Origin of the sequence: Roseospira navarrensis (assembly GCF_009601025.1) — a bacterium.
Taxonomy (GTDB): Bacteria; Pseudomonadota; Alphaproteobacteria; order Rhodospirillales; family Rhodospirillaceae; genus Rhodospira; species Rhodospira navarrensis.
The window spans coordinates 1-9,992 of the sequence record NZ_WIVE01000094.1 but is presented as its reverse complement, the minus strand read 5'-3'; the positions used below and the strand labels follow the sequence as shown (position 1 = coordinate 9,992).

Sequence of the window (9,992 nt, the reverse complement as noted above, 5' to 3'; positions counted from 1 at the left end):
GTTCACGTTATGTTCTACGCCGTTTCAGGCCACCTGTCACCACATGATGTGGTCCCGGACTCAAAGGGATAAGCCTTCATCAGTTTTTCCCAATCTCTTTAGAGTGGGAATATGGATCGATCGCCGGGCACCGTTATTGGTTTAATCCCTGCCATCGCTTGGATTCTGTTGATAGGAATGCGACAACTGTAAAAAAGGATGGAACATGGAAGATAAAAGAAGCAACGCACAAGAGACTCGCCTTTAATAAGCAGACAATCTGTAATAAACATGCTTGGCTTGATAAATTTGTATCAGGGCATCATGTTTTTATATCGGATCAGTTTAAGTCAAGGCTGCTGTCTTCTGGTTTGACAGGCATCAAATTCGGGCGACACTTCGAAGAGTTGGACTAGGTCCCGTAGCTCCGCAGGCCGGCTTAACACCACCGGCGCATGCCGCCGTCTGTGGTGCCCCCTGCGGCGGATTGGCCCGCCTGTGCGGGCCGGATACCACTCTACCGGCTCGCGCGCCACACCGAACGCTTCTTTCCTACGCTGGTGGTGTGATCCCGAGCGGATCAACGGCGCCTCCGGCCTCTTGCCTGCGGGAGCGGTCCGGCCTAGGACGCCGCCGGGAAGCGGAGCGTGACGGTGGTGCCCTCGCCCACGGTGCTGTCCACCTCCACTGAGCCTCCGTGGGCCAGCATCAGGGTATGCACGATGGCCAAGCCGAGCCCCACCCCAGGCTCGGCGGACGTGCGCGCGGCGTCTAGCCGCTCGTAGGGCAGCAGCGCGCGCGGGATGTCCTTGTCCGGCATGCCGACGCCGGTGTCCGCCACCTGGATCGCGTAATCGCCGTTCCCCTGCGTGCCGCCGCGGATCGTCAGGTCGCCGCCGGGGCGGTTGTACTTAATCGCATTGGTTACCAGGTTCGTGATCATGCGCTGCAGCGCCGCCGTATCGGCCGTCACCAGGGCGTCCGTGCGTGCGATCTGAACGGCCGTGCGCAGGCCCTTGCGCGCCGCCCCGCTGGATACGTTGCGCAGGCAGTGTGCGACGACCTCTGCGACGTCGACTCGGGCAGGGTGCAGTTCGGTGCGGCCGGCTTCGATCTTGGCGATGTCCAGCAGGTCCTCCAGGATCGCGAGCAGGTCCGCGCCGCTCCGGTGGATGTAGCCCGCATACTCGACATAGCCGTCAACGCGGCCGCCGGGGACCTGACGCTCCCGCATCATGTCCGAAAAGCCGAGGATGGCGGTCAGCGGTGTGCGCAACTCATGGCTGGTTGCGGCCAGGAAGTTCGTCTTCGCTTGGTTGGCCATTTCGGCCTCCGCCCGCAGGCTGTCGGACAGGGCGAGGGCGTCGGCCAAATCGCCCTGGGCGCGCTGAAGGGTGCGGAGCAGGCGGGAGAGCTGGATCGAGCGGGTGACGAAGACGATCGACAGGAAAAACCCAAGGACGATGGCAGCGGTGATGAATTCGTCGATCTCGTAGTCTTCATGCTTCCGTGTGAAGTCGATCAGGACCTCGAAGATGTCCAGATCGACGCCGATCAGGAACGCCAGGAGTGCGGCCACCGAAAGCAGCAGGACTTCAACCCGGGCCCACATGCGGGTGCGGTGCACGACCGTCGAACCGGGCACGGGCCGCGAAGGGTGTTCGGAAGGGTCGACCTGCGGGCTCGTTCCGAAAGGCCCTGTGGGTCGTCGTGGCAGGCGGATCAGCATGGCATGCAGCCTCCCCGGGTCAGCGGCGCCGGCGCACGGGCGTCGCGTGCTTCCGGCCCAGAATTCTCCCATAACTTAAAAGAAGCGCCCTTAGCGCCTATTGATCGAATAGGCGAAATCTCAATGTGTATATTACAAAGGGCACCGCCATCTGTGAAACTAGACTGAGGTCTACCCGAAGTGCGATCGGCTTTGATCCAGGAGGGATCGGGCGAAGGCGCCGGGGCACCCGCAGTCTTTACGGGTGAGCCGGATGGATTGAATGTGCCTGTGTGGGCTGTTTTCAGGACGTTCAGCGCTGCCAGGTGGCGTCTCCCCAACGGCGCACGCCGCCGTGTCCGGTCGCCGCTGCAAGTTCCCGTCGGGCGGCGGCGCGCCGAAGGCACAGGCCGCCGTCTAAGGTGGCCGCCATGGAGGATTGGCCCGCTCGCGCGGGCAGACTCCACCCGACACGTCGTCTCAGAACGCCTCGACCGCCTACCCCCCCGCTCCGGCCGGGTGGCGCCCGCTCCGTGGTCTTTGTGTCTCTGTGGTGAGTCCCTGCACCGGCGGCGGGGCGGGCCGGCCCCCCGCGCAACGACCGTCAGCCCTCCGCCTCGGGGCGGCGCAGCCAGTGCCGGTACAGGCCGGCGGCGGGCTCGGCGCGCTGGGCCTCCAGCACGGCCGCGCCGGCGCCGCAGAAGCTGCGGAAGTCCGCCATGCTGGCCGGATCGGTCGAGACCACCGCCAGTACCTCGCCCGGCCGCATGGCGTTCAGCATCTTGCGCGCCCGCAGCACCGGCAGCGGGCAGCGCAGGTCGCGGGCATCCAGGGTCTCGTCCGCCTCCGGCGGGGAGGCCGACGGGTCCGGGGTGGGCATTGGCGAGGGCGAGGGCGGGGCGGGATCGGGCATCGCGCGGGGCTCTGTCGGTGGCAAAGGGCGCTCTCATCCTGGCAAAAAACCCCCGGACCGCAAAGCGCGCTCTTGCGAAAGGAGGAGGGACACCTCATTTCGCATCAGAGCCGGGATCCGCGCGAGTGAGCGGGTATCGTTCGGTTGAACCTGGACGCGCCAAAATCCGGGCGGGGCCCCCGCCAACCGTCGTGGCCGTCTCTCTTCGTCCTTAGATTGGATGGCCGCCATGTTCCGGACCCCGCCCAGCCCCGAAACCGTCGCCCGGATGCGCGAGCGTGTGCACATCGTGGACCCGGCCACGGCGCAGGCCTGGCATGCGGCGGGCGAGGCGGTGATCGTCGATGTCCGCGAGATGTACGAATACGCCCAGGCGCACATTCCCGGGGCCGTACCCGTGCCCCTGTCGGCATTCGATCCGGGCCAGGTCCCCGCGCCGCCGGACGGTGGACGGCTGGTGCTGCACTGCGCCGTGGGTGTGCGCTGCGAGTATGCGGCCATGGCCCTGGTGAGCGAAGGACATCCCGGCCCGATCTACCGAATCGAGGGCGGCATCACCGCCTGGGGCCAGAGCGGGGGACCGCTGGAGGCGGGATCCTGGCACGGCGGCCACCCCCCCGTGGGCTCGCCTTGACCGACCCCGCAACGGTCCCGGGACGACTGCAGGACGGCGCGAAATCGCGCCTTTTCCCGACACGGACCGCCCGACCGGGTGGACCGCGCCCACCGCGACCGGGCACGAAGGCATTTGCCTCGGACGGCCGACCGCGCGAAGATGAGAGGTTGTCTCCGCGCTGGCTCGGGGCGGCGAGGTCAGGCCCGGCCGGTGCCGCTGGGACGACACGAACGGTCCGACGGACCGGCGGGACAGGAGAGCAGGACGGCATGGCCGAAGAAGACACCAAGTCTTCCCCGTGCGTTCAGGGGTCCGGTTCGGGAGGAAAGGACGCCCCCCATGTTCATGAATGCCATGCGGCGTGACGAGGAGACAGACGCGTCCGCCGCCATCAGTCCGGACCACCGCACCTTCCTGGTGGTCGTGGACCAGTCGGCCGAGTTGCGCGCGGCGCTGCGCTATGCCTGCCGCCGGGCCGTCGCCACGGGCGGTCACGTCGCCCTTCTGCACGTCAGCCAGCCGGCCGAATTCGAGCACTGGATGTTCGTCGGCAAGCGCATGCGCGACGAGGCCCGCGAGGACGCCGAAGAGGTCCTCCAGCGCACGGCCTCGCTGGTCGGGCGCATGACCGGCCGCATGCCCGCCCTGTTCGTGCGCGAGGGCAACCCGACCGAGGAGTTGCTCACCATGCTTGAAGAGGAACCCAACGTCTCGATCGTGGTGCTGGCGGCCGGCATGGGCGGCGACGGGCCGGGTCCCCTGGTGGCTGCCCTGACCGGCAAGCACGCCCACCGCCTGCGGGTGCCCCTGACCATCGTGCCGGGCCACCTGTCGGACGCCGACATCGACGAGATGGCGACGTAGGGTTTTGGCATCGGCCCGGAAACGGCCGCGCCCGTTTCAGGGCCTCCGCCGCTTTGCGGCGCCGGCGCAGTCGCGCCGGGGGCAGTCAGGGACGGGCCGCGTGCGCCATCACCCGCCGTCGTCGGGGAACACGAAGCACTCGCTGTCCTCGATCTGCAAGGCCACGATGTCCCCCGGCGCGCAGCGCGGCTGGCCGGTCACACGCGCGATCAGGGGCAGTTCCTCGGCCTCCGGCGCGCCGGGGCGGGACAGGCCGAGCAGCAGGATCGTCTCGTGCCCCAGCGGCCGCACGGACACCACGCGGGCCCCGAACGCGGTCTCGCCCGACAGGGTGGGGATCAGCGCCTCCGGCCGGGCCAGCACGCGCGCGCTGACGCCCTCGGGCAGATCGGGCGCATCGAAAAAGCCCAGCGGCGTGTCCACGCCGCCGCCCCGCACCACGCCCGTGACCTCGTTGACCTCGCTGAAGAAGCGCACCGCGAACGGCGAGCGCGGCCGGTGGTGCATCTGCATGGGGCTGTCGATCTGGACCACCCGCCCGGCCTGCATCAGGGCGATGCGGTCGGCCATGAACATGGCCTCTTCCGGGTCGTGGGTGACCATCAGGGCCGCCACCCGGGTGTCCTGAAGCACGCGCAGGGTCTGCTCGCGCACGGTGCGGCGCAGGCCGGTGTCCAGGCCGGAAAACGGCTCGTCCAGCAGCAAAAGGGCGGGCTCCGGCGCCAGCGCGCGGGCCAGGGCGACGCGCTGTTGCTGCCCGCCGGACAACTGGTGCGGCCAGGCCCGGGCCAGATCGGCCATCCCCACGTCGGCCAGCACCGCCCGGGCGCGCGCCCGCGCCGCCTTGCGCGGGCGGCCCTTCAGGCCGAACAGCACGTTGTCGAGCACGGTCAGATGCGGGAACAGGGCGAAGTCCTGGAACAGGAAGCCGACGCGCCGCCTCTCTGGCGGCACGAACAGGCCCCCGGGCCCGCCGTCGCCGTCCACCATGGCGACACCGTCCAGGGCGATGCGGCCGCTCCACGGGCGTTCCAGGCCGGCGGCCAGACGCAACGTGGTGGTCTTGCCGCAGCCGGAGGGGCCGAGCAGGCACACCACCTCGCCCGGGGCCAGCGCCAGCGACAGGTCGCGCACGATGGGCGCGCCGTCGTCGTAGCCGTGGGTGACGCCCTCGAACGAGAGGGCGGGGGCGGCGGTCGCGGCGTCGGTCATGCGGTCCCCCAGTCGCGGGCGCGGGAGATGGAGCGGCTGAGCAGCAGCACGGGCAGAAGCCCCGCCAGCACGATGCACAGGGCGGCGAGGGCGGACTGTTCCAGCAGCTCGTCGGAGGCGTACTGATAGACGTGCGTGGCCAGGGTGTCGAAGTTGAACGGCCGCAGGATCAGGGTCGCCGGCAGTTCCTTCATGCAGTCCACGAAGACCAGCAGCGCGGCCGTGAACAGGCTGCCGCGCACCAGGGGCGCATGAACCTCGCGCAGCACCTGCCCGGGCGTGCGGCCGAGGGTGCGAGCCGCCATGTCCAGGCTGGGGCGCACCCGGCCCAGGCCGGCCTCCAGCGTGCCGTGGGACAGCGCCAGGAACCGCACGGTGTAGGCGAACAGCAGCGCGAACACGGTGCCGCTGAGCAGAAGCCCGGTGTCGAGGCCGAACGTATCCTCCATGAACCCGTCCACCGCGCCGTCGATGCCGCCCAGCACGGTCAGCACACCCACCGCCAGCACCGCACCCGGGATGGCGTAGCCCAGCCCGGCGAAGCGCACCAGCAGCCGCAGGCCCCGGCCGCCATCCAGGCGCACGGCGTAGGCCAGGAACAGCCCGACGGCGACGGCGATCAGCGCCGCGCCCCCGGCCAGACCCAGGCTGTTGACGGCGATGCGGATGAAATCGGGTGTCCAGGACTCGCTGAAGCGTTCGGCGGCGTACCAGGCCAGCACACCGGCCGGCACCACGAAGCCCGTGACCACCGGCGCGGCGCAGGCGGTCGTGGCCAGCGCCGCCCGCCAGCCGCGCAGGCGCACGCCCGGGGCCGACCGCGTCTTGGTGCTGGTGGCCTGATAGCCCCGCTTGCGCCGCGCCATGCGCTCGGCGACGATCAGCAGCACCACGAAGCCCATCAGCACCAGGGCGATCTGGGCCGCGCCCGCGCGGTTGTGCAGGATCAGCCACACATTGTAGAGCCCCGCCGTCAGGGTCTGCACCGCGAAATAATCCACGGTGCCGAAGTCGTTCAGCGTCTCCATCAGCACCAGCGCCAGCCCGACCACGATGGACGGCCGCGCCAGCGGCAGCGCCACGCGGCGGAACGAGGCCCACGGCCCGCACCCCAGGGTGCGGCTGACCTCCAGCACGCAGACGGACTGCTCGACGAAGGCCGAGCGCGCCAGCAGGTAGACATAGGGGTAGAACACGGCCGTCATCATGACGGCGGCCCCGGGCAGCGAGCGGATCTCCGGGAACCAGTAGTCGGCCGCGCTGTCGAACCCGAACACGGCCCGGATCGCGCCTTGCACCGGGCCGGCGTACTCCAGCAGGTCGGTGTAGACATAGGCGATCACATAGGCCGGCACCGCCAGCGGCATCAGCATGGCCCATTCGAACACGCGCTGTCCGGGGAAGCGGTACATGGTCACCAGCCACGCGCTGGTGATGCCGATGACCAGGGTTCCCGCGCCCACGGCCACCATCAGCGACAGGGTGGTGGTCAGGTAGCGGGGCAGCACCGTCGCGGCCAGATGCGGCCAGATGTTCTCGTGGGGAAAGGCCGCCAGCGCGAACACCGCCAGCAGCGGCAGGGCCACCAGACCGGCGACGAGCAGGCTGCCCCAGGTCCACGGGCCGGGCAGGCGGCGGGGCCGGTGGTCGGGGCTGGCGATGGCGCAGGCGTCGGGCATGTCCCCCGGCTCGTTGCGAGTGGGTGTCAACGCCCGGCACCATACGCGCTCGCGGGGGGAACGCAAGGGGGGCGGCGGGCGCGGCAGGGCTCCGAATTCAGATACCGGGGGTGTCATGGGTCGTGCCCCATCACGAGATCCTTCGCGCCCTTCGGGCGCGACCGAAGGACCTCGTGAGGCGGGTTCGACCCCATCCATGTCACGGAACGGTCATCCGGGTTCGGAGCCCTGGCGGGCGCGGCCCTATCGCGCCCTCCAATACGCCCCCTGGACAGCACGGGCCGGGACGTCTTTGATGGGCAGCGCGACCTGCGGGGCAGGCCGCCCTTTCCCTCACACCGCCGCCCGCGAGACCGCCATGGACGTCCAGACCCTGAGCGTGCTCAACGCCGACACCGACGCTGCCCGCGCCGCCGGCGACCTGCTGCGGTCGCGCTACGGCGACGTGCCGCCGGAGCGGGCGGACGTGATCGTCGCCCTGGGCGGCGACGGCTTCATGCTGGAAACCCTGCACGGCTGCATGCACCTGAATGTGCCCATCTTCGGCATGAACCAGGGCTCGGTCGGGTTCCTGATGAACCAGTTCCGCATCCACGGCCTGATGGAGCGGCTGCAGAAGGCCCAGCCGGTGGATGTCCACCCGCTCAGCATGGTGACCCGCCTGTGCGACGGCGGCACGGCCGAGGCCCTGGCGATCAACGAGGTCTCGCTGCTGCGCGAGACCCGCCAGGCCGCCAAGCTGCGCATCAGCGTGGACGGCAAGGTGCGCCTGCCGGAGATGATCTGCGACGGCGTGCTGGTGTGCACGGCGGCGGGCTCGACCGCCTACAACGCCTCGGCCCACGGCCCCATCCTGCCCATGGGCGCGAACGTCATGGCCGTCACCCCGATCAGCGCCTTCCGGCCCCGGCGGTGGCGGGGCGCGGTGCTGCCCTGCACCGCGACCGTGCGCATCGATGTGCTGGAAAGCCGCAAGCGCCCGGTCAGCGCGGTGGCGGACTACACCGAGGTGCGCGACGTGGAATGGGTCGAGGTGCGCGAGAACCGCGATGCGGTCCTTCACATGCTGTTCGACCCGGAACACAATCTGGAAGAGCGCATCCTGCGGGAACAGTTCACGCCCTAACGAGGTCCAGGGCGGCGGACGGACCGCCGGCGCGTGCCTCTCTCCCTCACCGCTCCCACTCAGTGTGGAAGGTGCCGGGGCGGTCCAGGCGCTCGTAGGTGTGGGCGCCGAAGTGGTCGCGCTGGGCCTGGATCAGGTTCGCCGGCAGGCGTTCACTTCTGGCCCCGTCCACGTAGGCCAGCGCCGACGACAGACCCGGCACGGGCACGCCGGTCATGACCGCCAGCGCCACGGTGCGCCGCCAGCCGTCCTGCGCGGCTTCCAGGCGGCGGGCGAAGGCCGGGGCCTGCAACAGCGAGCCCGGCGCGTCCGCCGCCCCGACCGCGGCGGCGATGTCGTCCAGCAGGGCGGCGCGGATGACGCAGCCCGCGCGCCAGATGCGGGCCACCGCCGCAAGGTCGGTGTCCCAGCCGTTCGCCTGCGCCCCGGCCCGGATCACGGCCAGTCCCTGCGCGAAGGTGGAGATGACGGCGCCCAGCACGGCTTGCCGGACCGCCTCCACCTCGGGCCCGTCCGGATCCCAGGCCGGCGCGGGCTCGGCCGGTGCCGCCGGTCCGCCGAGCACCGCCGCCGTGGCGACGCGCTCCGCCTTTTGGGCGGCCAGGGCGCGGGCATACACGGCCTCGGTGATGGTGGGGGCGGGCACGCCAAGGTCCAGGGCCGCCTCGGAGCTCCAGCGGCCGGTGCCCTTCTGTCCGGCGGTGTCCAGGATGGCCTCGACCAGCGGGCCATCGCCCAGATCGTCCTTGCGGGCCAGGATGGTGGCCGTGATCTCGATCAGATAGGACGCCAGGTCCGTCTGAGACCAGCGCCGGAAGATGCCCGCCATCGCGGCATGATCCAGCCCGCCCGCGTCGCGCAGCAGGGCGAAGGCCTCGGCGATCACCTGCATGATGCCGTATTCGATGCCGTTATGGATCATTTTGACGAAATGCCCGGCGCCGTCCGCCCCGACCAGGGCGCAACAGGGGGCCCCGTCGAACCGGGCGGCGATGGACTCCAGCACAGCGCGGCTGGCCTCATAGGCGGCCGGGTCGCCCCCGGCCATCAGCGAGGGGCCGTGGCGCGCCCCCTCCTCGCCGCCGGAGACCCCGAGGCCGATGAAGTGCAGGTCCCGCGCGCGCAGCGCCGCCTCGCGCCGCATGGTGTCGTGGAACAGCGAGTTGCCGCCGTCGATCAGGGTATCGCCCGGGTCCAGAAGCGGGGCGAGGTCGCCGATGACGCCGTCCACCGGCTCGCCGGCCTTGACCATGATGAGAATCGTGCGCGGCCGGGGCAGGGCGGCGACCAGATCGGCCGGGGTCTCGGCCACGGTCACACGGCCGTGCGCGGCTCCGTTCAGCGAGACCGCGAAGCGGGTCAGGGCATCGGGCCAGGGGTCGAACACCGCCACCGTCACCCCGTGGTCGGTCATGTTCAGGGCGAGGTTGCGGCCCATGACGCCCAGGCCGACGATCCCCATGGTCTTGTGCGTGGTCATGATGAGTGTCCTGGCGCCGGCGGTGTCGAGAGCGCCGGCGCATGAGAGGCGCGAACTGCGATGAGATTTGGTGGTATCGATAACATTTCCGACCGGAACAATCAAGAGACTCCCCGGCCGGAACAGGGCTTCGAGTCTAGATGACAGGGGTGTCATGGTTCGTGCCCCATCACGAGATCCTTCGCGCCCTTCGGGCGCTCAGGATGACACTCTCTATGAAAAGTGTGTCATCAACTCAGTTTGTGGCGGGTTCGGGCTGAGGCCGGAGGACCGCGTTTGCGATGGTGACGAGCTTTCTGGCAACGGCGAGGAGTGCGCCTTTTGGTGTCTTTTTGTTTGGCTCAGTTTGCGTTAGATATGCATGCTGGTTGTTTGGGCGAGATAAGTCCGGCGATGCATGCCAGGATTGCACGGG

9 protein-coding genes are annotated in these 9,992 nt (G+C 69.6%); 4 read left to right on the top strand and 5 right to left on the bottom strand.

Translation table 11 applies throughout. The features are described 5' to 3' along the window. Nucleotides 1-68 precede the first annotated feature (68 nt). Entirely contained in the window at nt 69-395 is a 327-nt protein-coding gene (locus GHC57_RS20580; protein WP_425500698.1) for an imm11 family protein, read from the top strand. A gap of 206 nt (nt 396-601) precedes the next feature. Here the strand turns inward: GHC57_RS20580 and GHC57_RS17865 are convergent, their stop codons facing one another. Continuing rightward, nucleotides 602-1,708: a sensor histidine kinase gene (locus GHC57_RS17865; RefSeq protein ID WP_170294958.1), complete on the bottom strand. Its 1,107-nt coding sequence runs from the start codon at nt 1,706-1,708 to the stop codon at nt 602-604. Nucleotides 1,709-2,291: 583 nt separating this feature from the next. Continuing rightward, the gene (locus GHC57_RS17860) at nt 2,292-2,600 is read right to left on the bottom strand and encodes a sulfurtransferase TusA family protein (RefSeq protein ID WP_246152474.1); all 309 of its coding nucleotides are present in this window, start codon (nt 2,598-2,600) and stop codon (nt 2,292-2,294) included. A gap of 229 nt (nt 2,601-2,829) precedes the next feature. Here GHC57_RS17860 and GHC57_RS17855 point away from each other — a divergent pair, with 229 nt between their 5' ends. Both GHC57_RS17855 and GHC57_RS17850 read left to right on the top strand, forming a co-directional pair. Beyond that, on the top strand, nt 2,830-3,234 hold the full coding sequence (locus GHC57_RS17855) for a rhodanese-like domain-containing protein (protein WP_246152473.1): 405 nt from the start codon (nt 2,830-2,832) through the stop codon (nt 3,232-3,234). A 321-nt stretch (nt 3,235-3,555) separates the two neighbouring features. Beyond that, nucleotides 3,556-4,080 (top strand): universal stress protein, encoded by a 525-nt coding sequence (locus tag GHC57_RS17850; protein WP_343031208.1) that lies wholly within the window; start codon nt 3,556-3,558, stop codon nt 4,078-4,080. A gap of 108 nt (nt 4,081-4,188) precedes the next feature. Here the strand turns inward: GHC57_RS17850 and GHC57_RS17845 are convergent, their stop codons facing one another. Both GHC57_RS17845 and GHC57_RS17840 read right to left on the bottom strand, forming a co-directional pair. Continuing rightward, nucleotides 4,189-5,292: an ABC transporter ATP-binding protein gene (locus GHC57_RS17845; RefSeq protein WP_153346800.1), complete on the bottom strand. Its 1,104-nt coding sequence runs from the start codon at nt 5,290-5,292 to the stop codon at nt 4,189-4,191. After that, nucleotides 5,289-6,971 (bottom strand): ABC transporter permease, encoded by a 1,683-nt coding sequence (locus GHC57_RS17840; protein WP_153346798.1) that lies wholly within the window; start codon nt 6,969-6,971, stop codon nt 5,289-5,291. Before GHC57_RS17840 ends, GHC57_RS17845 begins: the two co-directional genes overlap by 4 nt. A 358-nt stretch (nt 6,972-7,329) precedes the next feature. Between GHC57_RS17840 and GHC57_RS17835 the strand changes: the two genes are divergently transcribed. Then, complete coding sequence (locus GHC57_RS17835; protein ID WP_153346796.1) at nt 7,330-8,097, top strand: NAD kinase; 768 nt, start codon at nt 7,330-7,332, stop codon at nt 8,095-8,097. Nucleotides 8,098-8,143: 46 nt separating this feature from the next. Here the strand turns inward: GHC57_RS17835 and gndA are convergent, their stop codons facing one another. Then, nucleotides 8,144-9,577: an NADP-dependent phosphogluconate dehydrogenase gene (gene gndA / locus GHC57_RS17830; protein WP_153346793.1), complete on the bottom strand. Its 1,434-nt coding sequence runs from the start codon at nt 9,575-9,577 to the stop codon at nt 8,144-8,146. Between the last annotated feature and the right edge of the window lie 415 nt (nt 9,578-9,992).

Excerpts from the sequence above, each read along its gene's own strand:
- GHC57_RS17865 (WP_170294958.1), bottom strand. The coding sequence starts at position 1,708 with ATGCTGATCCGCCTGCCACGACGACCCACAGGGCCTTTCGGAACGAGC.
- GHC57_RS17860 (WP_246152474.1), bottom strand. The coding sequence starts at position 2,600 with ATGCCCGATCCCGCCCCGCCCTCGCCCTCGCCAATGCCCACCCCGGAC.
- GHC57_RS17855 (WP_246152473.1), top strand. The coding sequence starts at position 2,830 with ATGTTCCGGACCCCGCCCAGCCCCGAAACCGTCGCCCGGATGCGCGAG.
- GHC57_RS17850 (WP_343031208.1), top strand. The coding sequence starts at position 3,556 with ATGTTCATGAATGCCATGCGGCGTGACGAGGAGACAGACGCGTCCGCC.
- GHC57_RS17845 (WP_153346800.1), bottom strand. The coding sequence starts at position 5,292 with ATGACCGACGCCGCGACCGCCGCCCCCGCCCTCTCGTTCGAGGGCGTC.
- GHC57_RS17840 (WP_153346798.1), bottom strand. The coding sequence starts at position 6,971 with ATGCCCGACGCCTGCGCCATCGCCAGCCCCGACCACCGGCCCCGCCGC.
- GHC57_RS17835 (WP_153346796.1), top strand. The coding sequence starts at position 7,330 with ATGGACGTCCAGACCCTGAGCGTGCTCAACGCCGACACCGACGCTGCC.
- gndA (WP_153346793.1), bottom strand. The coding sequence starts at position 9,577 with ATGACCACGCACAAGACCATGGGGATCGTCGGCCTGGGCGTCATGGGC.